The following is a 20,205-nucleotide window of genomic DNA, read 5'->3' as shown; positions in this document are numbered from 1 at the left end:
GGATCCATGCGCAACAAGCACACCTTCCGCCTGCCGCCGGCCCTCTCGTCTCAGCTGGCCGATTACGCGGCCCGCAAGCGCGTCTCCCAAGCGCTCGTCGTTGAAGCGGCGTTGTCCTCATTTCTCTCACCGGATGGCTCCGAGCGCTTGGAGGCGGCGCTGAGCCGGCGGCTTGATCGGCAGACCCGCCAGCTCGACCGGTTGGAGCACCACACCCTGATCGCCAATGAGGCGATGGGCTTGTTCGTGCGGTTCTGGCTGACCACCACACCGCCCCTGCCGGACACCGCGCTCGCGGCAGCCCAAGCCAGCGGCCGCGACCGCTATAAGGGGTTCGTCGAGGCGCTTGGGCGGCGGCTCGCGAAAGGACAAAGCTTGGCGAAAGAGTTGGCGGAGGATCGTTTGGTGTCGGACGGAGCCCGTCCGTTCACAGAAGAGCCTTAGCCGGTGTAGGGGGCCCCCCCGCGGCCTCGCCGAGCCGCCCCCCTTGGCGACGAGCTCAAGCGGATGGACGCCGGCAAAAGCCACCGATCGCAGCCGAACGAGGGAGCGCCGTTCAACTCCAGGAAGACGCGTCTTTCGGCAGTCGATTCTCGTCGTCGATGACGGTGACTCGGCAAGGCGGGTCAGGGGACCAACGCCAAAAGACCACGTTGTGATCGGCCATCGTCGCCCCCGGCGCGAAACTTGGGACGATAATGGCCGACACGTCCTGCGCCATCAGCGCTTGTGCGACACGCCAAGACGGCGGCGTCTGTCCGCGATCGGCCATGTCCTCCCAAGGACAGGCTAGGTCGGCGGGCGTTACAGCATACCGATCACACACGCTGGTGTCGGTCAGATCGAGGACGAAATCGCAGTCTACATCGTAGGCGCAAACGGTCTGCGGCTGCGCCTTGAAGGGCAGGCCTTGCTGAGCCTCAAGCCAAGCCGTCTCCAACCGAACCGAGGTGTACAAGGCCGGCGTTCCGACGGGGTTGAACCGGCCGCCGAAGAGCGCCGCGCCGTCGCCGGACGTCGGGGCGAAAGACCAGCGCGGATGGTGCGCCCGAAACAGCCGCGTCTGCAGCCTCACGCGTATCCGCCGACCGCAATGCGATCGAGATAACGCCGCACCGCAGCCGCACGCCCCTCGCGCACGAGGGCTTCAGCCGTGCGATCGCCAAACGAGGGCAGGGGTTGCGAGCGATACCAAGCGAAGGCTTGTTGGGGAGAGCCAGCCCATGGTCGCACGCGGTTCAAGATTTCGACCATGTCGCGCAGCCGCGCCTGGGTGGCTGGCCGACCCAGACGGGCGGTCTTGGACACGGCGTCTCGAGACAGGCCCAGCGTAAGAGCCAGTTCGCCGCGCGTGATGTGGAGGAGCATGCTGAGTCGATCCGCAGCAATGTCGCCGCTGGTCCCGAAAGTCTCGCTTAGAAAACTTGCTTCCGGCATAATGCCTAGTCCTTGGCCCCAGTTCGCGGCCAATATATGCGGCAGCACGCGCTGAATCAACTGGACGGGAACGACGACGATCGCGAGCCCTTGGCTGCTATGGGACGCATCAAGGCTGCGAGAGTTGCTCGACCCTGACCGCCAATGAAGCCTCAACGGTTCTCAATTAACCCGCGTCACCCGAGGGATCCGCTCCGAGCGGCTCCGGACGGCCGCAAGGTCAGCTATCGAGCGATATGCGCGCGCCATATACCAATCATTTGCGGTCAGGTATTTGGTCACTTCATCGGTGATAAGAACTTTACAAGCCGAAGGCTTCGCCGAGCCGTTTTGGAACGTGCTCGCTCGAAAGCTTAAGGTGGCTGCGGATGAGGAACGTGTCGGAAGACAAGTTGGAAAGGCTGAAGCAGATCGGTCGAAATCAAACCGCGGCGAACACCCAATCACGCGAGGCGGCCCGAACGTTTCTGCTGAAGACCGGCATCTACAAGAAGAACGGTGAGCTCAAAAAGAGCTATGGCGGCTAGAAAGATCGGCTTCGAGGTCGGGCTCTTGTTGGCTATCAGGCGGCGTGCGCCAGCACCCTGATCCGGCTTCACGCTGGAGCTGAATGCAAGAATTTGACCGCTAGGGTTTATTGCGGCGAGGCCAGCCAAGACGCCGCAGAGGTCAGGCCCTCAATCAGAGCTGCAGCCCTAGTCGCGGCGTAGCGGCGGCGTGCGGGGCGTAGCGCCTGGGTTCATCGGCGCGGGCGCGGGCGGACGAATCTGAACCTGAGACGTTGGCGGGTTTAGGCCGCCCTTGCGGTTATAGCCTTCGCTGAGCGTTTGGGGCCGGCGCGCATTGGAATACCCGTCCTGGGCCATTCTCCGATCAGATGACGTAGGCTTGGCCGCCTGCACCCAGGCTCGGAAATTCGACATGCGCATCCTCGGGCTTTCGCGCAAGGTACATCAGCGGCACGTCGTACAGGAATTGACCACGCCCCGCCGCCGGTCGCCGTTCTATCCGAAGGGGGCCGATGTTCCGCGTTAGCCCTCGAATGGGGTCGGCGGCCTGTCTTCTTTCGCCAGGACCCGAGCGCGTATAACCGCTTGTTGCACCGAAGGAATTTCTGCCTCTTCTACTCGTCCCGTTGCTGCTCTCCTGTCGAGAGCGGTCCAGCACGGGGCGCGACGTGGCGGTTCATCCTTTCCAGTCTGAGGCGGCCTCCCGCGGCGCGCGCATGCTGCGCACGGCCTTGGGCCCTGGAATCGGCGCCTTCCTCGAAGACCCCGCCATCGTCGAGGTCATGCTCAATCCCGACGGGCGGCTCTGGATCGACCGGCTCTCCGGCGGCCTGGAGGATACCGGCCAAAGGTTGAGCCCCGCCGACGGCGAGCGGATCGTGCGCCTGGTCGCCCACCATGTCGGCGCCGAGGTCCACGCCGGCGCGCCGCGCGTTTCCGCCGAACTGCCGCAGACTGGCGAACGGTTCGAGGGCCTGCTGCCGCCGGTGGTCGCCGCGCCGACCTTCGCCATCCGCAAGCCTGCGGTCGCGGTCTTCACCCTGGACGATTACGCCCGCAGCCGGATTATGACCGCGGGGCAGGCCGAGAGCCTGCGCACAGCGGTCGCCCAGCGCCGCAACATCCTGGTCGCCGGCGGCACCTCCACCGGCAAAACCACGCTGACTAACGCGCTCCTGGCCGAGGTCGCCAAAACCGCCGACCGGGTGGTGCTGATCGAAGATACCCGCGAACTTCAGTGCACCGCGCCCAACCTCGTCGCGCTCCGCACCAAAGACGGGGTCGCCACCCTGTCGGATCTGGTCCGCTCGGCGCTGCGTCTGCGCCCGGACCGCATCCCCATCGGCGAGGTGCGCGGGGCCGAAGCGCTGGATCTGCTCAAAGCCTGGGGCACCGGCCACCCCGGCGGCGTCGGCACGATTCACGCCGGCTCAGCCTTGGGCGCCCTGCGCCGGCTCGAACAGCTGATCCAGGAAGCCGTGCTCACCGTCCCGCGCGCCCTGATCGCGGAGACCATCGATGTGGTCGCGGTCCTCGTCGGCCGCGGATCGGATCGACGCCTGGCCGAACTCGCCCGCGTCGAGGGGCTGACGCCCCAAGGCGATTACGCCCTCAGCCCTGAAGGAGAGCCTCAATGACGTCCCGATTTAAACCCCTTAGCCCCGGTCGGCCCGGCGGCGCCGCCGTGCTCGCGATGACGGCGCTCACCGCGCTTCTGCTCACCGCGCCGGCCTACGCCGCCGGATCGAACATGCCTTGGGAGACCCCGCTCAACCAGGTGATGGAGTCCGTCCAAGGCCCCGTGGCCAAGATCATCTCGGTGATCATCATCACCGTGACCGGCCTCACCCTGGCCTTCGGCGACACCTCGGGCGGCTTCCGGCGGCTGATCCAGATCGTGTTCGGCCTCTCGATCGCCTTCGCCGCGTCGAGCTTCTTTCTCACCTTCTTTTCGTTCGGCGGCGGGGCGCTGGTCTGATGGACGTCGGCGGCCCCATCCCCGGGTTCGAGGCGCCGGTTCATCGGGCCCTGACCGAACAGATCCTGATGGGCGGCGCCCCGCGCTCCGTCGCCATCTTGAACGGCACCCTGGCCGCCGCGCTCGGCCTTGGCCTGCGCCTTTGGATCGCCGGCGTCGCCTTCTGGCTGATCGGCCACGCCGCCGCCGTCTGGGCGGCCAAGCGGGACGCCCAGTTCGTCGAGGTGGCGCGCCAGCACCTTCACTACCCCAGCCATTTCGACGTCTGAGGCCGGCCATGCTGAACCTTGCCGAATATCGTCAAAGGCCTGCCGGGCTCGCCGATTTTCTGCCGTGGGCCGCCTTGGTCGCGCCCGGCGTCGTCCTGAACAAGGATGGGGCGTTCCAGCGGACGGCCCGTTTCCGGGGGCCGGACCTCGACAGTTCGACGCCGGCCGAGCTCGTGGGGACGACTGCGCGGTTGAACAACGCCCTGCGTCGCCTCGGGTCGGGCTGGGGCGTGTTCGTCGAGGCCCAGCGCACCGCGGCCAATCGCTATCCCCAGAGCGTGTTTCCCGACGCGGTCTCGACCCTGGTGGACGCCGAGCGCAAGGCGCAGTTCGAAGAGGAGGGGGCCCACTTCCAGAGCCATTACTTCCTGACCTTCGTCCACCTGGCGCCGGCCGAGGACACGGCGCGCGCCGAGGGCTGGCTGTTCGAAGGCGGCGACAAGCGTGGGGTCGATCCCCACGAGGTCCTGCGCACCTTCATCGACCGCACCCAGCGCGTGCTGCAACTGATGGAGGGCTTCGTCCCCGAAGCCGCGTGGCTCGGGGACGCGGAGACCCTGACCTATCTGCATTCAACGATCTCGACCCACCGGCACGACGTCCGCGTCCCCGAACTCCCGATGCATCTGGACGCCATCCTGCCGGACCAGCCCCTGACCGGCGGCCTGGAGCCGCGCCTGGGGACCGCCCATCTTCGCACCCTGACGGTGATGGGGTTTCCCTCCAGCACCTATCCCGGCATCCTCGACGAGCTCAATCGCCTGGCCTTTCCCTATCGCTGGGTCACGCGCGCGATCTGTCTCGACAAGACCGACGCCATCAAGCTCCTGACCCGCATCCGGCGTCTATGGTTCGCCAAGCGCAAGTCGATCATGTCCATCCTCAAGGAGGTCATGACCAACGAGGCGTCCGCGCTCGTGGATACGGACGCGGCGAACAAGGCGATCGACGTCGACCAGGCGCTGCAGGACCTCGGCGCCGACGCCATCGGCCAAGCCTACGTCACCGCCACCGTCACCGTCTGGGACGACGATCCGCGCCTGGCCGACGAGAAGCTGCGCCTGGTGGAGAAGACCATTCAGGGGCGCGATTTCACCTGCATCGCCGAGTCTCTGAATGCGCTGGAAGCCTGGTTCGGATCCTTGCCCGGACAGGTCTACGCCAACGTCCGCCAGCCGCCGCTCTCCACACTGAACCTGGCCCACATGATCCCGCTCTCCGCCCTTTGGGCCGGTCCGGAGCGGGACGAGCATTTCGATGCGCCGCCGCTGTTTTACAGCAAGACCGAGGGCTCCACGCCGTTCCGCTTCGGCCTGCACGTGGGCGATGTCGGCCACACCCTGGTGGTCGGCCCGACCGGCGCCGGCAAGAGCGTGCTTCTGGCGCTGATGGCGATGCAGTTTCGCCGCTACCCCCGCGCCCAGCTGTTCGCCTTCGACTTCGGCGGCTCGATCCGGGCCGCGGCGCTCGCCATGGGCGGCGATTGGCACGATCTCGGCGGGGCGCTCTCCGATGACGCCCAAACGCCCGTGGCCTTGCAGCCCTTCGCGCGCCTGGACGAGGCGGCCGAGCGCGCCTGGGCGGCCGACTGGGTCGCCAACATCCTCGAGCGGGAGAAGGTCGCGGTCACGCCCGAGGCGAAGGAGCACCTCTGGACTGCGCTCTCGTCCTTAGCCTCGGCGCCGGTGGGCGAGCGGACCATCACCGGGCTTTGCGTCCTCCTACAGTCCCACGCGCTGAAGCAGGCGCTGCGGCCCTACGGCCTGGGCGGCCCCTACGGCCGTTTGCTCGATGCCGACGCCGAGCAGCTCGGCGAGGCCGACGTCCAGGCGTTCGAGACCGAGGGCTTGATCGGCACGGGCGCGGCGCCGGCCGTGCTCGCCTACCTCTTCCACCGCATCGAGGGGCGCCTCGACGGCCGGCCGACCTTGCTGATCGTCGATGAAGGCTGGCTCGCCCTGGATGATCCGGGGTTCGCCAACCAGCTTCGCGAATGGCTGAAGACGCTGCGCAAGAAGAATGCGTCGGTGGTCTTCGCCACCCAATCCTTGGCCGACATCGAGAGCAGTCCGATCGCTCCGGCGATCGTGGAGAGCTGCCCGACCCGCATCCTCCTCGCCAACGAGCGCGCCGTCGAGCCGCAGATCGCCAGCATCTATCGCCGCTTCGGCTTGAACGACCGGCAGATCGAGATCCTCGCCCGCGCCACGCCGAGACGCGACTACTACTGCCAGTCGCGGCGCGGCAATCGCCTGTTCGAGCTGGGCCTCGGCGACGTCGCCCTGGCCTTCGCCGCCGCCTCTTCCAAAACCGACCAAGCCGCCATCGCCGCTCTTTTGGCCGAGCACGGGCGCGGGGGCTTCGCCGCCGCGTGGCTGCGCCGTCGGGGCGCGACCTGGGCGGCCGACCTCCTTCCCGCCTTGGAGACCGCCCCATGACCCGATTACGTCCCCTGGCCCTGGCGAGCGCCCTTGCCCTCGCGCTCGCGGCCCCCGCGCACGCCCAGCTCACCGTGTTCGACCCCACAACCTATGTGCAGTCGGTCGCCACGGCGACACACACGCTTCAGCAGGTCAACAACCAGATCCAGTCCCTGGAAAACCAGGCGACCATGCTGATCAATCAGACCAAAAACCTGATCAGTCTGCCCTACACCTCGGTGGTGCAACTGGAGCAGGCGGTCCAGCGCACCGAACAACTCCTGACCCAGGCGCAGCGGATCGCCTACAGCGTCACCTCGATCGACCAGGCGTTCACCACCGTCTATCCGCAAGCTTATTCGGCTTCGACCTCTAGCCAACAGATGGTCGCCGACGCCCAGACCCGCTGGCTGAATTCGCTCGCCGCCTTCCAGGACGCCATGCACGTCCAGGCTTCGGCGGTGACCAACCTCGACAACACCCGCATTCAGATCAACGCCCTGGTCTCGGCCAGCCAATCGGCGTCCGGCGCGCTGCAGGCCGCCCAGTCGGGCAATCAACTGGTCGGCCTGCAGACCCAGCAGCTCTCCGACCTGACCGCGGTGATGGCCGCGCTCGCCCGCGCGCAGAGCCTCGAGGGCGCCCGCGGCGTCGCCAGCCAGGTCCAGGGCCAGCAGCAGCTCTCCAACTTCCTCACCGGCGGTCAGGGCTACCAAGCCCAGGCCGTAACGATGTTCCACTGATGCGCCGCCGCCCGATCCTTCGCACCCGGCTCACCCGTGCAGGCGGGTTCGCCCTCGTCGGCGCCGCAATGTTCGGCTTGGCGGTCCTGATCGCCGCCGTGCGCCTGCGTGACCATCGATCCACGCCGATGCCCCCGCCGTCCTCGATCGGCTTCCCGCTTCAGGCGCAGCTCGACCGCTGTCGCCGGATCGACCGCCTGGAGGATGTGGACGACGCCTGCCGCGCGGCCTGGACTGAGCTCCGCCGGCGCTTCTTCGACGGGCCTGAAGGCGCGCGGCCATGACCGGCGGCACAGGGGTGGTGGACGGCTTCACCAACACCTTCTCAACCTACATCGATAGCGGGTTTGGCCTGGTGCATGGCGACGTCAGCTTCGTCGCCTCCACCCTCATCGCCATCGACATCACCTTGGCCGGCCTGTTCTGGGCCTGGGGCGCGGACGAAGACATCCTGGCGCGCCTGGTGAAGAAGACCCTCTACGTCGGGTTCTTCGCCTTCCTGATCTCCAACTTCAACAGCCTGGCCGGCATCGTCTTCAACAGCTTCGCCGGCCTGGGGTTGGAGGCGGCCGGCTCGACCGTGTCCGCCAGTGATTTCGTTCATCCGGGCCGCATCGCCCAGGTCGGGCTCGACGCCGGAAAGCCGATCCTGACCGTCGCGGGCCAGCTCACCACCTTCACCGCCTTCTTCGACAACTTCATCCTGATCTTCGTGCTCATGATCGCTTGGCTGATCGTGTTGCTCAGCTTCTTTGTCATGGCGATCCAACTGTTCGTCACCTTAATCGAGTTCAAACTGACTACCCTGGCCGGGTTTGTCCTCGTCCCCTTCGGTCTCTTCAACAAAACCGCTTTCCTCGCGGAAAAGGTGCTCGGCAATGTCGTCGCTTCCGGGGTCAAGGTCCTGGTCTTGGCGGTGATCGTCGGCATCGGCACCACGCTGTTTTCCCAGTTCACCACCGGCTTTCCCGCCAATCCCAACATCGAAGACGCCCTCTCGATTGCGCTGGCGTCGCTGACGCTCTTGGGCCTGTCGATCTTCGGCCCCGGCATCGCCACCGGCCTGGTCTCAGGGGCCCCGCAGCTGGGCGCGGGCGCGGCGATCGGAACGGGCTTGGCGGCGGGCGGCTTGGCGCTGGCTGGCGGCATGGCCGCGGCCGGCGCCGTTGGAGCAGGCGCCGGCGTGCTCGCCGCCGCCAAAGGTGGTTCGGCGGGGGCAGGGGGCGCTGGCGCAGCCGGCGCGGCGGGCGGCGCGCGGTCCATGCCGCCGGGCGGTCCCAGCGGCGGCGCGCCCGCGGGCGGCGGCGCGGCGGCCAAGCCTGCGTCCGCGGGGTCGGCCTCAGGTCCTGCAGGCGGCGCTGCTGGCGGCGGCTCCGGCCCGACGGGCGGGAGCCCCGCGTCCGCCGACGCCGAGCAACCGGATTGGGCCAAACGCATGCGGCGCGGCCAAGCCGTCAAGGAAGGCGCCGCCACCGCCGCCCACGTCGCTCAGAGCGGCGATCGGGGCGGCGGCGCCGCCGCTGTCGATCTGGAGGAAGACTGATGTTTCGACGGTCCGAGGCCCGTTACGGCCGCACCCCCGTGGCTGAGACGCCCTACCAAAAGGCCGGCCAGGTCTGGGATGAACGCATCGGCGCCGCGCGTATCCAGGCCAAGAACTGGCGGCTGATCGCCTTTGGCGAACTCGTCATCATCGCCGGTCTCGGCGCCGGCGTGATCTGGCTGGCCGCCCGCGGGGGCGTCGTGCCCTGGGTGGTGCAGGTGGATCAGATCGGTCGACCCGAAGCGGTCGCGCCCGCCGTTGCCGACTATCGGCCGAGCGACCCGCAGATCGCTTGGCAGCTGGCGCGCTTCATCGAGTGGACCCGCGCCATTCCCGCCGATCCGATCATCGTGCGGCAAAACTGGCTGCGCAGCTACGATTTCACCACCCAGAGCGGCGCCCTGGCGCTCAACGAATACGCCCGCGCCAACGACCCCTTCGGCAAGATCGGCAAGGTCCAGGTCGCGGTCGACGTCTCCAGCGTGATCCGCGCCTCGCCAAGCAGCTTCCAGGTGGGGTGGACCGAGCGCCGCTACGAGGATGGCGCCCTGACCGCCACCGAGCGCTGGAGCGCCTTTCTGACGATCGTCGTCGCGCCGCCGACCGACGCCGAGCACCTCCGCCGCAATCCCCTCGGCATCTACGTCACCGCCATCAACTGGTCCAAGGAGCTCGGGTCATGAACCGTCCGTCGTGTCTTAAAACCGGGCTGGCCTGGCCAGCCGCCTCGATCCTTCTGGCGTCGGCCGCCGGCTGCGCCGGCGCCGCCAAGCCCCCGGCCATCGCTTACGATGACGTGCCCAAACCGGCGGTGCTGCAGCCGCCGCCGCCAAAGTCGGTCGAGGCGGTGGAGACGCCCAAGCCCTTGCCGCTGCCGGGCCAATTGATGTCCGCGCCCTTGGTCGCCGCTCCCCCGGTCGACCCGAAGACGCCCACCGTTAGGGTGGCGCGCGCCAACGCCGCGGCGCGGGTGCAGCCGAGCCGCGCCGGCTATGTCAACGCCGTCCAGGTCTACCCCTATGCCGACGGCGCGCTCTACCAAGTCTATACCGCGCCGGCGGAGGTCACCGACGTCGCCCTGGAAGCCGGCGAGCAACTGGTCGGGTCCGGACCGGTCGCCGCCGGCGACACCGTGCGCTGGGTCATCGGCGACACCGAAAGCGGCGTTGGCGCCGCCAAGCGGGTCCACATCCTGGTCAAGCCGACCCGCACCGACCTCGCCACAAATCTCGTGATCAACACCGATCGGCGCACCTATCATCTGGAGCTGCGCTCCACCGACAAGACCTACATGGCCTCGGTCTCCTGGCAGTATCCCCAGGACCAGCTGATCGCGCTCCGCCGCCAGGACGCTGCGGCTGATGCCGCTGCGCCCATTGTCGCCGACCTCGACATCACCGCCCTGAATTTCCGCTATCGCGTCGAAGGCGATCATCCGCCCTGGCGGCCGCTTCGCGCCTTCGACGATGGCCGTCGGGTGATCATCGCCTTTCCCGCCGGGATCGGGCAGGGCGAGATGCCGCCGCTGTTCGTCGTCGGGCCGAGCGGCAAGACCTCCGACCTGGTGAACTACCGGGTGCGCGGCGCCGATATGATCGTCGACCGCCTGTTCGCCGCCGCCGAGCTGCGGATGGGCGACAAGGGCTCCCAGCAGCGCGTACGGATCGTCCGCACAGACGGGAGCCCGCGATGAGCGATCCCCAGGCCCCACCGACCCCGGCCGCGAGCCTGCGGCTTCGCCCCGGCCGCCCCTCGGTCACCCGGCTCTCGCGCAAGGTGCTGATCGGTCTGGGCGGAGCCGGCGCCTTAGGCGTGACGGGTCTCTGCGTCTGGGCCTTGCAGTCCAGCCACAAGGCCGCGCCGCCTCAGCCGGTCAGCACCGACAGCCACACCGTCGCCGAGGGCCTGGGCGCCTTGCCGCACGACTACGGCGCCGTGCCCAAGACCCCGCCGCCGCTGGGACCGCCGCTCCCCGGTGACCTCGGCCGCCCGATCCTGAAAGCGGAAGGCGGCGCCCCCGCCGTGGCGGCCTCCGCCGCGCCGTCGCCGCCGGACCCGGTGCAACAGCAGAGGATCCAGGAGCGGGAAGCGGCGGCGACCAGCCGGCTCTTCTTCGGCGACGCTTCCGCCGCAGGCCGTCTTGCCAACGGCGCCGGGACTGCGGCCGGCGCCGGAGGTGCGGCGAGCGAGGCCGACGGGGTCCCGGCGTCCGGTCTCGCGAGCGCCGCGAAACCCTCCACCGACGCGACCGCGGTGCAGAGTCAACAGGATCAAAAGCTAGCGTTCCTGAAAGCCGGCGACGCGTCGCCGGCGGTGAGCGCGGAGCGGTTGATCCGGCCGGCCTCGCCCTATGTGCTGCAGGCGGGGGCGGTGATCGCCGCCGCCCTGATCACCGGCGTCCGCTCGGACCTGCCCGGCGAGGTCACCGCCCAAGTGACCGAGAACGTCTATGACAGCCCGACGGGCCGCGTACTCTTGATCCCCCAGGGCGCACGGCTGGTGGGCCAATACGACAGCCAGATCGCGTTCGCCCAAAGCCGGGTGCAACTGGTCTGGACCCGGCTGATCTTGCCAGATGGCGCCGCGGTGACGCTCGATCGGCAGATCGGCGCGGACGCCCGAGGCTATTCAGGCCTGGAGGACGGCGTGAACAATCACTGGGGCACGCTGGTCAAGGCGGCGCTGCTCTCCACCGTTTTGAGTGTCGGCGCGGAGGCGGGCACGAGCGATAGCGAGAACAACCTCGCCCAGGCCATCCGCCAAGGCGCCTCGCAGAGCTTCAACCAGGCGGGCCAGCAGATCGTCGAGCGCAACCTCAATGTCCCGCCGACGCTGACCATCCGTCCCGGCTTTCCGGTGCGCGTTCTGGTCAGTCGCGACCTGATCCTCGCCCCCTATAGAGGTTGATCATGCCGCGGTTGAAGCTCTCGGAGATTCTCGACGACAAGCCGGTGCGGTTGACTGTCGAGCTGCCGGCGTCGGTGCATCGGGATTTGCTGGCCTACGCCAAGGCGCTGAGCGCCGCCTCGGCCGGAGGGACGGTGGAGGCCTCAAGGCTTGTGGCGCCGATGCTCGCCCGGTTTATGGCCACCGACCGAGTCTTCCTGAAACTGAAGGCGGCGCCGCCCGCGCCCGCCGGTCCGTCCGGGGCGGGCGCATAGCACCGCAAGCCGGTTGCGCGTCGACGGGGGCTGGGTCAGGCGGCCGCGGAAAACCGCGCCTTCAGAAGGGTCAGAAACGCCTGGAGCGCTGGGTTGTCGTTGGACGCCGCCCAGCGCGCGGTATAGCCGACGCGGCACGGCCCATTGCCGTCCCGCGCCTCTCGATAGACGACCCCAGCATAGGTCGCCCCGGCGCACGCATCGCAGATGAGGCTGACGCCAAAGCCAGCCCCAACCAGGCTCTTGATCACGTCCCCACTGGCGTCGTGGCGCACGACCTTAGGCCGGTCGCCCGGCGCGCCGAGCTTGGCCACCAGGATGTCATGAAAATCCTGCCCCGGATCGGAGCGGCCGAGCAGGAAGGTCTCGCCCTTCAAGTCGGGCCAGTCGACGATCGGGCGCGTCGCCATCGGGTGAGCTTCGGGGAGCGCCACGAGGATGCGCTCGCTCCAGAGGGGCAGGTAGGGGCCGTCGTCCTGCAGACCAGGATCGCCCGTGACGATGGCGACGTCCAGGGCGCCCTCGCCAAGGGCGCCCAGAAGGCTTTCGCGGGTGTCCTGCCCCATCTGAAGTTCGATCAGCGGATCTCGGGTGCGTAGTCGAGCAATGTCGCTCTGAGGTTCCCCGCCGAGAGCGAGGTGTAGACGCCGATCGCCAACCGGCCGGTTTCGCCGCGCGCCACGGTCTTGGCCGCCGCCGTCATCCCTTCGGCTTGCGCGAGCAGACGCTCGGCCCGTCTCAGGAATTCCTGGCCGAGGCGCGTCGGCCGCACCCCCGACCGGGTGCGCTCGAACAGCGTCACCCCCACCCGTTTCTCAAGCTGCTCGATGCGGCGGCCGAGGGTCGACTGCTGAATGTGCAAGGCTTCGGCCGTCTGGCGGAAGCTTCCGATATCGGCGGCCATCAGCGCATAGCGAGGGTCGATGAGATCGAAGGGCAGGGCCCGGCCGCGGGCGCCAGGCCGTCGGCGGCCCAAGCCGACAGAACGACTGGACCCGACGCTCTTGGCAATCTTCACGCTCACTCTCCGTCCGCTTCACGCGCCGACGGAGGGTCAGAAACACAGATTGCCCGCCCGACGCTGGGTGGGACCCTCGGTGGAGGATGACACTAAACTTGCTTTTGAACGCGCGACGTCCAAGCAACCCGTCAACAGTGGGTAGCCCCGGTCAAACTCGTCGGGAAACCTGGGCGGCCGCTTAAGGCTATGCTAGCCAGCGGCTCCACAAAGAGTCAACCGTGGGTGGCGATTTAGCGGATACTGACGTCAGCGGGACCTGGTGATTGACAAACGCGAGGAACAACCCCGCCCCGCGCGGGGTTTTAGGGCCTCGGGGAACGGTAAGGACGTTGCATCGGTGATGAGATGAAGCAGGGCGGCTTAGACGCGACCGATGTCCCGCTAAACGTCAGCGCCGCCGACGGCGAGGTTGTCGTCACGGCGCAGGATAATGCGCTCGCCATTGCGCTGACGCCCCCCGCGGCCGCCGAGTCCGGCCGCCGAATGATCGCGGTGGCCAAATCGGTGCAAGGCGAAGACCCCGAGACGACCGACTAGGCTTCGCACACCTCGGTCGTGCTGTTGCGGATCTCGCGCTGGGCCGCGAGTAAGGTCGCCCGGCAGGGGCAGCTGAAACGCTCAAGCCGCGCATAGTCTGCGATTTCGATCGATGCTCGGCCAGTCCGAAGCGCGCCTTCACGTTGAAGATCGGACATCGCCACCGCGATGGTCGTCCGCTGAACCCCGAGCATATGGGCCAGGGCTTCCTGGGTCAGAGGGATCGAAGCCAGGTCGCCGCTGCGGTCGAAGGCGTCGAGCAGGGCGCGGCTGAGGCGCGCCTCGACGGTGTGGAGCGCATTGCAAGCGACATACTGGCGGGCCTGGACCAGCAGCATCTCCATCTGCTTGTGGATCTGAATCCGAAGCGCGCTGGAGGCTTGGAAAAGCTCGCGATAGTCCGCCGCCCGAATTCGGAAGGTCTCGCCTGGAATCTGGACGTGAGCCTGGGCGTAGGCGCGCCGGCTTCCGCAGGCTTCAAAGGCGCCCAAGACGCCTTCAACGCCGATCAGCGCACTTTCGACCGTCTCGCCGAACGGCGTTTCGGTGGCGAGCGATATGAGGCCGCTTTCCGGAAAGTAGACCCAGGCGACCTCTTCCCCGGTCTCTTGCAGCACCTCGCCCTTGGTCATGGGTTTGATGTGAAAGTTCCCGGCGGCGGCCGACAACACATCGGGCTCGATCTGCTTCAGCACAGCGTTGCTGACCGCGCCGGGGCCCCGCGTTCTCAAGACTGCAATCTTTCGATTGAGAAGTGCATTTCCATCGACAATCCTTCAGCAAGCCAGCGCCGCTCAACCCGTCCACCCAGCTGCCTGGACACGGTTCGATCCGTCAGGCGGGATCCAAACCCCTTGTGTTTTGGCGCATCGTCCAGTCGCGGCCCCCCACATTCAGCCCACGTCACGACGTAGTGGTCGTCGCGTCGGCGCCCCTTCACCACGAGGGTTCCGGACGCCGTCGACAAGGAACCATACTTCACCGCGTTGGTCGCCTGCTCGTGGACGATCAGGGCGAGCGCGTTCGCGCCGCTGAGGCCGAGGGGCAGATCGTCGAGGTCGAGGCGGATCCGATCCCGATCCAAGGTCCGGTAGGGCGCGAGCAATTGCTCGATCAGGGCCAGAGCCGTCGTGGAGATCCCCGCATTGGCGCCCGGCACGGCGAGTTCGTTCGCCGCCGCCAGGGCGCCCACACGGCCGTCCAGTTCGGCGGCGAAATCTGCAGCCGAGGGATGCTTGGGGACGGATAACCTGACGAGGCCGGAGAAGATCGCGAAGATGTTCTTCACGCGGTGGCCAAGCTCGTGGGCCAAGACCATGTAGACCTGTTCCGAGCGTTTCACGATCTCAATGTTTGTGAAGGTGAGCAGCCAGCGAATAGTCAGGCCTTCTGGTTCGCGCAGGGCGCCGGCTTGAGCCAGAAACCAGCTGAAATCGCCGTCGCGGCCGCGTAAGCGGCATTCTGCTCGGAAGGTCTCGTCGTGGGGTGCGGCGCGATCCGCGAAAGGGTCGAAGAGATGGCGATCGTCCCCGTGGATAAGATCGATCCAATCGCGCTCATGGCTGACGGCGACGCCGGTGTGATCGCGCCAACGCCGGTTGGCGAAGTCCTGACCCTGGTCGGCGTCGAGGACGATGACCGGATGAGGAACCGCGTCGCAGAAAGTCGCCAGGTCCGCCGTCGCCAGGCTCATCTGGACCAAGCGCTCTGCCGGAAATCCGCGACGATGGCGGCGACGGTCCGCTCTCGTCTTCCGAACGCCTCCGACGCCTCGATCATGTTCGCCGCAATTTCCCGCCGGTGCAGCCTCAGCCATACCGGAGGCGCAGCAGTGGGATTGTAGGATTCCCGACACGGCCTCCAACTTGGCTTGCCGCCTTGTGCCGCAATCGACTCGGCGCGGAGCGAGCGCGCTGGCGCGTCGCCTTTCGCGACCGATCCTGGCACGTCGTTCGACGCCGGCTTTCGGGACGACGGGCCCCAGTCGGCCCGCCGCGAAAAAGGCCGGGACCTCAGGCGCTGGTGAGGCGTTACCGAAAATGGCCCACGTTCGCGCTCACACGCTGACGACCGTTTTGATCGTGGAAAACGAGGCGATCATACGGTTGGAGTTAGCCGATCAGTTGCGAGACATGGGCTTCATCGCCCTAGAGGCCGCCGACGCCGATGAAGCGATCGCCTTGTTGGAGAGCTGTCCGGGGATTTCGGTGATGTTCACCGACGTCACCATGCCAGGGTCGATGGACGGCTTAAGGCTCGCCCATCACGTCCGGCTCCGATGGCCGCCTATGAAGATCATCGTGGCCTCTGGAAAAGTCGACGCGCAGCTCGCCGCTCTCCCCGAAGGCTCCATTTTCCTGCCAAAGCCCTATCGGCCCGAGGCGCTTGCCGAGGCCCTTAAGTCAGCGCCTCGGCAGCGCAAGCGAACGCCCGCCCCGCGCCTCTAAACCGCTAATTCGGCGGCTTTGGGGTCCGCGACATCGATCGCGGCGATCTGAACATGGGCTAGCGATACGCTGGCGAATCCCTGGGAGCGCCGAGGGTTACGAATTCGCGGTCGCTGGCGGTCCGCTCCCGACGCTCAAGCCTCCGCGCCAGGAGGGGTCAGCCAGCGGGTCGCCCGAGATCCTACTTCTTGCCCTTGAGCGTGTCCGCCGCGCCGCCGACAGCGCTTTTCACCGCGCCCGACGCCTTGTCCGCCTTGCCTTCAGCCTTAAGCTTAGGATCGCCGGTGACTTTCCCGGCCGTTTCTTTGATCGAGCCCTTCGCCTTGTCCGCGGCGCCCGCAACTCTATTCTTGTCGACCATCTCAGCCTCCTCTGTTTCCAGTGGAATGGCATGGAGCCGAAGACGTTCCGCAAATAGCTTGGCGCTGACCATCGCCGGCGGAGCGCCGGCGATGAGGCCGAAAAAGACCCCGTAGTCGAACCAGGGCGGCGCTGAGCATCCGGCGCCCGAGATTCGCGTTCATGACGGATGACGAGCGAAACGCAGCGCGTTGCGAACAGCGGGGATCTAGGGCGCGCCGGCCAGGCCTTTGACCTGGCCTTAGGCGTCGCCGCCACGATTCCGATCTTGGTCTGCGCCGTCCTCGCCCGTCTCGTCCCCGCGGACCTCGAGATGCTGGTCCGGACGTCGGCGGTGATCTGGGCCTCCTCTTTACTGGCCTTTTTCGCGGGCGTCCGGCGAGGTCTGATCTTCTCGGAAGCGGGGGGAGGCGGTTGGCGTGAGCGGATCACCATGCTGGCGATCTTCGCTCTGGGGATCGCGGCGATGCTGTTCTGCAGCCTCATCCTCGCCGCGGTCGGCTTGGCGTGCGTGGGCGGGCTCGACGCCTTGAGCGCGCGTCGCGGCGAGGCGCCGCGTTACTTTTCGATGTTCCGGCCCCTCCAGATGGCCGTCTGCGCGGCGGCCCTGGTCTTGGTGGCCGTTTCCCGGCGCTAGACCGCGCCGCCCACGCCAAACTGCGCGTCAACTTCGTCGCGGACTCGAGAAAGCGAGCACCGCGCCCCACGCGGCCCCACATAAGTGCAGCGTGCTGACGTGACGTCGCTCGCCCGAACCTGAGGAGCCCATGGTCCATCGCAATGAACTCGACGCCGCCGCGGAAGCCGAGTTCCAACGTGCGCTGGTGGCGATGATCCCCCATATGCGGGCCTTCGCCCGCAGCCTGACCGGGGACGCGACCCAGGCCGACGACTTGGCTCAGGAGACCGTCCTGAAGGCTTGGACGAACCGGACCGCTTTCGAGATCGGGAGCAACCTGAAAGCCTGGCTGTTCATGATTTTGCGCAACCAGTTCTATTCCGACAAGCGCCGCTCGTGGCGGTCGGTCCCGCTCGATCCGGAGGTGGCGGAACGCTCCCTCGTCGCCAATGACGATCCCTCAGCGGCCTTGGACTTGGACGACCTGCGCCAAGCCTTGAACCGATTGCCGATCCCGCAACGCGAGGCCCTGATCCTGGTCGGCGCGAGCGGCCTTTCCTATGAGGAGGCGGCCGTCATTTGCGGCTGCGCCGTCGGCACGGTGAAGAGCCGCGTGAGCCGCGCGCGGGTGGCGCTGGACGCCCTTCTGACGTCCGGCGATTTTACGCGAGATGGCGCACCGGCCGGGGACGCCGGCCGCAAGATTCTGGCGCAGGCGGACCAGATTCGCCGCGTCGCTCGCACCGGCGGCTGAGGGCGGCCGAGGCCACGCAGATTTGGATCGTCCGCCGCGGCGTCAGCGTGCAGAGACCATTGAGACACGGTCGCTTTGATTCATTGACGTCAGGCGACGCCCGGCTCGCCGAAGGTCGAACTTCCGTGCGCGCAAGGTGTTCAGTAAAATCGCGTCGCATCGTCCCTGGGAGCTTCACCTGGCCAACATCTCACCGTCGCTCCATGACCCCGCCGGGTTTTTGACCGGCCTTGGCGAGATGGGCGATCGGATCGCCGCATTCGACTGGTCGACAACGTCGTTGGGTCCGCTCGCGACCTGGCCGTCGAGCCTCAAAGCCATCGTCAGTCTTCTCGTCCGCTCGCCGGTCGCCATGGTCCTGCTGTGGGGCGAGGAGGGGGTGATGCTCTACAACGACGCCTATTCTGTCTTCGCCGGCGGCCGCCATCCCGACCTCCTCGGCAAGAGGGTGGTGAGCGAGGGCTGGACCGAGGTCGCCGATTTCAACGCCAACGTCCTGCGGGTGGGACTGGCAGGCGGAACCCTGGCTTACAAGGACCAGGAACTCACCCTGCACCGCTCCGGCCGCCCCGAGCAGGTTTGGATGGATCTGGACTACTCGCCCGTTCCCGACGAGTCGGGCCGCCCCGCGGGCGTCATCGCGATTGTGATCGAGACCACGGAACGGGTGGCGTCTGAGCGTCGCCGTGCGCTCGCCGAAGCGGCGACCCGCCGTGAGGCCGAGCGCGTTCAACTGGCGCTCGACGCCGGCGCGATCATTGGCACTTGGGTGTGGGACGTCCTTGAAGACCGCTTCACCGCCGATGACCGCTTCGCAGCGTCGTTTGATTTGGAAGCGGAGCTCTGCCGCACGGGCATACCAATCGAGCAGGTCACAGCCTCCATCCATCCGGACGACCGAACCCAAGTAGAGGCGGCGATCGCTGAGGCGCTTGAGCGCGGCGGGCGATACTGCTGTGAGTATCGGGTCCGTCAGCGAGACGACAGCTACGGCTGGATCGAGGCGAACGGCCATGTCGAGCTCTCCCCCGACGGCCGGGCGTCGCGCTTTCCCGGCGTTCTGCTCGACATCTCAGCGCGCAAACGCGCTGAGTCCGAGCTCCGAGAGCTAAACGACACTTTGGAGCAGCGCATCGCGGCGGCGGTTGAAGAGCTTGCCCGAACCGAAGAGGCGCTGCGCCAGAGCCAGAAGATGGAGGCGGTCGGGCAACTGACGGGCGGGATCGCCCACGACTTCAACAATCTCCTCATCGGCATCACCGGCAGCCTGGAGCTGATTCAAAAGCGAGTGCGGGACCAAGGGCTGGCCGGGTTTGACCGTCACCTCGGCATCGCCCAGGCTTCGGCTCAGCGCGCCGCGGCGTTGACCCAACGCCTCCTCGCCTTCTCCCGGCGCCAAACGCTCGATCCCAAGCCCTTGGACGTCAATCGCTTGGTGCAGGGGGTCGAAGACCTCATCCGGCGAACGGTCGGACCGAGCATCGTGGTGGAGGTCGTCGGTGCGATCGGTCTATGGGTGACCAAGGTGGACGCGCCGCAGCTTGAGAACGCGCTGCTCAACTTGGCCATCAACGCGCGCGACGCCATGCCCGATGGTGGACGCCTCACCATCGAGACCGCCAACAAGTGGATCGACGGTCATGCCGCAAAGGATCGCGATTTGACTCCAGGTCAATACATCTCGCTGTGCGTCACAGACACCGGCACGGGGATGACCCCGGAGGTGACCACCCGCGCCTTCGACCCGTTCTTCACCACACAACCCCTTGGGCGGGGCACTGGACTTGGCCTGTCGATGATCCACGGCTTCGCGCGTCAATCGGGCGGCCAAGTGCGGATCTACACTGAGCTCGGCCAGGGCACGACCATGTGTCTCTACTTCCCGCGTTTCGCCGGAGGCCTCGACGCGGATTCGATTTCGAAAGTCGAGGACGAGATCGAAAGAAGTTCAGGCGAGACGGTTTTAGTGATCGACGATGAAGAGCCGATCCGCATGCTGATCACCGACGTTCTGGAAGAGGCCGGCTACCGCGTCCTGGAAGCCGCCGACGGCCCGTCGGGATTGAAAGTGCTGCAATCGGACGCCCGCATCGACCTGCTGATCACCGACGTGGGCCTCCCCGGCGGGTTCAACGGCCGCCAGGTCGCCGACGCGGCCCGTCAGACCCGTCCTGGGCTCAAGGTGCTGTTTGTGACAGGCTATGCTGAGAACGCGGTCGTCGGAAACGGTCACCTCGACGTGGGCATGCAGGTGATCACCAAGCCGTTCCCAATGACCACGTTGTCGGTGCGGGTCAGGGAAATCATTGAAAGTTGAGCGCGCGCAGAGGGGGGCGAACGCCCCACGCCCAACTTTCGATGCACGGCCGTTTCCGCCGCTCGCTAAGGGCGCGCCAGGGAACGGGCG

The 20,205-nt window shown here is 67.2% G+C and carries 25 protein-coding genes; 18 read left to right on the top strand and 7 right to left on the bottom strand.

Annotated elements, in window-relative coordinates:
• Window positions 1–6 precede the first annotated feature (6 nt).
• Entirely contained in the window at window positions 7–444 is a 438-nt protein-coding gene (locus tag GSQ87_RS12930) for a CopG family transcriptional regulator (RefSeq protein ID WP_158915832.1), read from the top strand.
• 112 nt (window positions 445–556) lie between these two features.
• Here GSQ87_RS12930 and GSQ87_RS12925 read toward each other — a convergent pair whose 3' ends face one another.
• Complete coding sequence (locus tag GSQ87_RS12925; protein WP_158915831.1) at window positions 557–1,075, bottom strand: RES family NAD+ phosphorylase; 519 nt, start codon at window positions 1,073–1,075, stop codon at window positions 557–559.
• Window positions 1,072–1,437 (bottom strand): antitoxin Xre/MbcA/ParS toxin-binding domain-containing protein, encoded by a 366-nt coding sequence (locus GSQ87_RS12920; RefSeq protein ID WP_158915830.1) that lies wholly within the window; start codon window positions 1,435–1,437, stop codon window positions 1,072–1,074. Before GSQ87_RS12920 ends, GSQ87_RS12925 begins: the two co-directional genes overlap by 4 nt.
• Window positions 1,438–1,814: 377 nt before the next feature.
• On the opposite strand from GSQ87_RS12920, the gene GSQ87_RS12915 reads away from it, so the two are divergent.
• The 12 genes from GSQ87_RS12915 to GSQ87_RS12860 all read left to right on the top strand — a co-directional run bounded on the left by GSQ87_RS12915 (window position 1,815) and on the right by GSQ87_RS12860 (window position 12,060).
• Entirely contained in the window at window positions 1,815–1,964 is a 150-nt protein-coding gene (locus GSQ87_RS12915; protein WP_158915829.1) for a hypothetical protein, read from the top strand.
• A 698-nt stretch (window positions 1,965–2,662) separates the two neighbouring features.
• Complete coding sequence (gene trbB / locus GSQ87_RS12910) at window positions 2,663–3,583, top strand: P-type conjugative transfer ATPase TrbB (protein ID WP_158917629.1); 921 nt, start codon at window positions 2,663–2,665, stop codon at window positions 3,581–3,583.
• Window positions 3,584–3,639: 56 nt separating this feature from the next.
• The gene (locus GSQ87_RS12905; protein ID WP_158917627.1) at window positions 3,640–3,924 is read left to right on the top strand and encodes a TrbC/VirB2 family protein; all 285 of its coding nucleotides are present in this window, start codon (window positions 3,640–3,642) and stop codon (window positions 3,922–3,924) included.
• Window positions 3,924–4,193 (top strand): VirB3 family type IV secretion system protein, encoded by a 270-nt coding sequence (locus GSQ87_RS12900; RefSeq protein WP_158915828.1) that lies wholly within the window; start codon window positions 3,924–3,926, stop codon window positions 4,191–4,193. The genes GSQ87_RS12905 and GSQ87_RS12900 overlap by 1 nt, the downstream gene beginning before the upstream one ends.
• An 8-nt stretch (window positions 4,194–4,201) precedes the next feature.
• Complete coding sequence (gene trbE / locus GSQ87_RS12895; RefSeq protein WP_158915827.1) at window positions 4,202–6,631, top strand: conjugal transfer protein TrbE; 2,430 nt, start codon at window positions 4,202–4,204, stop codon at window positions 6,629–6,631.
• A complete protein-coding gene (gene trbJ / locus GSQ87_RS12890) occupies window positions 6,628–7,356 on the top strand; it encodes a P-type conjugative transfer protein TrbJ (protein ID WP_158915826.1) in 729 nt (242 codons plus the stop codon). Before trbE ends, trbJ begins: the two co-directional genes overlap by 4 nt.
• A complete protein-coding gene (trbK-alt, locus tag GSQ87_RS12885) occupies window positions 7,356–7,640 on the top strand; it encodes a putative entry exclusion protein TrbK-alt (protein WP_158915825.1) in 285 nt (94 codons plus the stop codon). The genes trbJ and trbK-alt overlap by 1 nt, the downstream gene beginning before the upstream one ends.
• Window positions 7,637–8,899 (top strand): P-type conjugative transfer protein TrbL, encoded by a 1,263-nt coding sequence (trbL, locus tag GSQ87_RS12880; protein ID WP_158915824.1) that lies wholly within the window; start codon window positions 7,637–7,639, stop codon window positions 8,897–8,899. Before trbK-alt ends, trbL begins: the two co-directional genes overlap by 4 nt.
• Window positions 8,899–9,582 (top strand): conjugal transfer protein TrbF, encoded by a 684-nt coding sequence (trbF, locus tag GSQ87_RS12875; RefSeq protein WP_158915823.1) that lies wholly within the window; start codon window positions 8,899–8,901, stop codon window positions 9,580–9,582. Before trbL ends, trbF begins: the two co-directional genes overlap by 1 nt.
• A complete protein-coding gene (gene trbG / locus GSQ87_RS12870; protein ID WP_158915822.1) occupies window positions 9,579–10,592 on the top strand; it encodes a P-type conjugative transfer protein TrbG in 1,014 nt (337 codons plus the stop codon). Before trbF ends, trbG begins: the two co-directional genes overlap by 4 nt.
• On the top strand, window positions 10,589–11,806 hold the full coding sequence (locus tag GSQ87_RS12865) for a TrbI/VirB10 family protein (RefSeq protein ID WP_158915821.1): 1,218 nt from the start codon (window positions 10,589–10,591) through the stop codon (window positions 11,804–11,806). Before trbG ends, GSQ87_RS12865 begins: the two co-directional genes overlap by 4 nt.
• A 2-nt stretch (window positions 11,807–11,808) precedes the next feature.
• On the top strand, window positions 11,809–12,060 hold the full coding sequence (locus tag GSQ87_RS12860; RefSeq protein WP_158915820.1) for a DUF2274 domain-containing protein: 252 nt from the start codon (window positions 11,809–11,811) through the stop codon (window positions 12,058–12,060).
• Between the two features lie 35 nt (window positions 12,061–12,095).
• Here the strand turns inward: GSQ87_RS12860 and GSQ87_RS22495 are convergent, their stop codons facing one another.
• Window positions 12,096–12,626, bottom strand: a complete 531-nt coding sequence (locus GSQ87_RS22495; protein WP_216839432.1) for a LysR family substrate-binding domain-containing protein — start codon at window positions 12,624–12,626, stop codon at window positions 12,096–12,098.
• 11 nt (window positions 12,627–12,637) lie between these two features.
• Window positions 12,638–13,078: a LysR family transcriptional regulator gene (locus tag GSQ87_RS22490; protein ID WP_216839281.1), complete on the bottom strand. Its 441-nt coding sequence runs from the start codon at window positions 13,076–13,078 to the stop codon at window positions 12,638–12,640.
• Window positions 13,079–13,426: 348 nt separating this feature from the next.
• Here GSQ87_RS22490 and GSQ87_RS12850 point away from each other — a divergent pair, with 348 nt between their 5' ends.
• Window positions 13,427–13,618: a hypothetical protein gene (locus GSQ87_RS12850; protein ID WP_158915819.1), complete on the top strand. Its 192-nt coding sequence runs from the start codon at window positions 13,427–13,429 to the stop codon at window positions 13,616–13,618.
• Here the strand turns inward: GSQ87_RS12850 and GSQ87_RS12845 are convergent.
• Window positions 13,615–14,349, bottom strand: coding sequence for a Crp/Fnr family transcriptional regulator (locus GSQ87_RS12845; RefSeq protein ID WP_158915818.1), 735 nt, complete (start codon window positions 14,347–14,349; stop codon window positions 13,615–13,617). The genes GSQ87_RS12850 and GSQ87_RS12845 overlap by 4 nt on opposite strands.
• The gene (locus GSQ87_RS12840; RefSeq protein ID WP_158915817.1) at window positions 14,346–15,311 is read right to left on the bottom strand and encodes a sensor histidine kinase; all 966 of its coding nucleotides are present in this window, start codon (window positions 15,309–15,311) and stop codon (window positions 14,346–14,348) included. The genes GSQ87_RS12845 and GSQ87_RS12840 overlap by 4 nt, the downstream gene beginning before the upstream one ends.
• Window positions 15,312–15,498: 187 nt before the next feature.
• On the opposite strand from GSQ87_RS12840, the gene GSQ87_RS12835 reads away from it, so the two are divergent.
• Window positions 15,499–16,065, top strand: a complete 567-nt coding sequence (locus tag GSQ87_RS12835; protein WP_216839279.1) for a response regulator — start codon at window positions 15,499–15,501, stop codon at window positions 16,063–16,065.
• Between the two features lie 181 nt (window positions 16,066–16,246).
• On the opposite strand, the gene GSQ87_RS12830 is transcribed toward GSQ87_RS12835, so the two are convergent.
• The gene (locus GSQ87_RS12830) at window positions 16,247–16,426 is read right to left on the bottom strand and encodes a CsbD family protein (RefSeq protein ID WP_158915815.1); all 180 of its coding nucleotides are present in this window, start codon (window positions 16,424–16,426) and stop codon (window positions 16,247–16,249) included.
• A gap of 168 nt (window positions 16,427–16,594) precedes the next feature.
• Between GSQ87_RS12830 and GSQ87_RS12825 the strand changes: the two genes are divergently transcribed.
• The 3 genes from GSQ87_RS12825 to GSQ87_RS12815 all read left to right on the top strand — a co-directional run bounded on the left by GSQ87_RS12825 (window position 16,595) and on the right by GSQ87_RS12815 (window position 20,115).
• Window positions 16,595–17,062 (top strand): DUF3429 domain-containing protein, encoded by a 468-nt coding sequence (locus GSQ87_RS12825; RefSeq protein ID WP_158915814.1) that lies wholly within the window; start codon window positions 16,595–16,597, stop codon window positions 17,060–17,062.
• A 130-nt stretch (window positions 17,063–17,192) separates the two neighbouring features.
• Complete coding sequence (locus tag GSQ87_RS12820) at window positions 17,193–17,798, top strand: sigma-70 family RNA polymerase sigma factor (RefSeq protein WP_158915813.1); 606 nt, start codon at window positions 17,193–17,195, stop codon at window positions 17,796–17,798.
• Between the two features lie 136 nt (window positions 17,799–17,934).
• A complete protein-coding gene (locus tag GSQ87_RS12815; protein WP_216839277.1) occupies window positions 17,935–20,115 on the top strand; it encodes a PAS domain-containing hybrid sensor histidine kinase/response regulator in 2,181 nt (726 codons plus the stop codon).
• The last annotated feature ends 90 nt before the right edge of the window (window positions 20,116–20,205 follow it).

Origin of the sequence: Caulobacter sp. S45, assembly GCF_009765965.1 — a bacterium.
In the GTDB taxonomy this organism is placed as follows: Bacteria; Pseudomonadota; Alphaproteobacteria; order Caulobacterales; family Caulobacteraceae; genus CAHJWH01.
This window is presented reverse-complemented; position numbering and strand designations above follow the sequence as displayed.

Excerpts from the sequence above, each read along its gene's own strand:
- GSQ87_RS12865 (WP_158915821.1), top strand. The coding sequence starts at position 10,589 with ATGAGCGATCCCCAGGCCCCACCGACCCCGGCCGCGAGCCTGCGGCTT.
- GSQ87_RS12840 (WP_158915817.1), bottom strand. The coding sequence starts at position 15,311 with ATGAGCCTGGCGACGGCGGACCTGGCGACTTTCTGCGACGCGGTTCCT.
- trbJ (WP_158915826.1), top strand. The coding sequence starts at position 6,628 with ATGACCCGATTACGTCCCCTGGCCCTGGCGAGCGCCCTTGCCCTCGCG.
- trbF (WP_158915823.1), top strand. The coding sequence starts at position 8,899 with ATGTTTCGACGGTCCGAGGCCCGTTACGGCCGCACCCCCGTGGCTGAG.
- trbE (WP_158915827.1), top strand. The coding sequence starts at position 4,202 with ATGCTGAACCTTGCCGAATATCGTCAAAGGCCTGCCGGGCTCGCCGAT.
- GSQ87_RS12850 (WP_158915819.1), top strand. The coding sequence starts at position 13,427 with ATGAAGCAGGGCGGCTTAGACGCGACCGATGTCCCGCTAAACGTCAGC.
- GSQ87_RS12900 (WP_158915828.1), top strand. The coding sequence starts at position 3,924 with ATGGACGTCGGCGGCCCCATCCCCGGGTTCGAGGCGCCGGTTCATCGG.
- GSQ87_RS12920 (WP_158915830.1), bottom strand. The coding sequence starts at position 1,437 with ATGCCGGAAGCAAGTTTTCTAAGCGAGACTTTCGGGACCAGCGGCGAC.
- GSQ87_RS12825 (WP_158915814.1), top strand. The coding sequence starts at position 16,595 with ATGACGAGCGAAACGCAGCGCGTTGCGAACAGCGGGGATCTAGGGCGC.
- GSQ87_RS12820 (WP_158915813.1), top strand. The coding sequence starts at position 17,193 with ATGGTCCATCGCAATGAACTCGACGCCGCCGCGGAAGCCGAGTTCCAA.
- GSQ87_RS12930 (WP_158915832.1), top strand. The coding sequence starts at position 7 with ATGCGCAACAAGCACACCTTCCGCCTGCCGCCGGCCCTCTCGTCTCAG.
- GSQ87_RS12830 (WP_158915815.1), bottom strand. The coding sequence starts at position 16,426 with ATGGTCGACAAGAATAGAGTTGCGGGCGCCGCGGACAAGGCGAAGGGC.
- trbK-alt (WP_158915825.1), top strand. The coding sequence starts at position 7,356 with ATGCGCCGCCGCCCGATCCTTCGCACCCGGCTCACCCGTGCAGGCGGG.
- GSQ87_RS22495 (WP_216839432.1), bottom strand. The coding sequence starts at position 12,626 with ATGGGGCAGGACACCCGCGAAAGCCTTCTGGGCGCCCTTGGCGAGGGC.
- trbL (WP_158915824.1), top strand. The coding sequence starts at position 7,637 with ATGACCGGCGGCACAGGGGTGGTGGACGGCTTCACCAACACCTTCTCA.
- trbG (WP_158915822.1), top strand. The coding sequence starts at position 9,579 with ATGAACCGTCCGTCGTGTCTTAAAACCGGGCTGGCCTGGCCAGCCGCC.
- GSQ87_RS12860 (WP_158915820.1), top strand. The coding sequence starts at position 11,809 with ATGCCGCGGTTGAAGCTCTCGGAGATTCTCGACGACAAGCCGGTGCGG.
- GSQ87_RS12905 (WP_158917627.1), top strand. The coding sequence starts at position 3,640 with ATGACGGCGCTCACCGCGCTTCTGCTCACCGCGCCGGCCTACGCCGCC.
- trbB (WP_158917629.1), top strand. The coding sequence starts at position 2,663 with ATGCTGCGCACGGCCTTGGGCCCTGGAATCGGCGCCTTCCTCGAAGAC.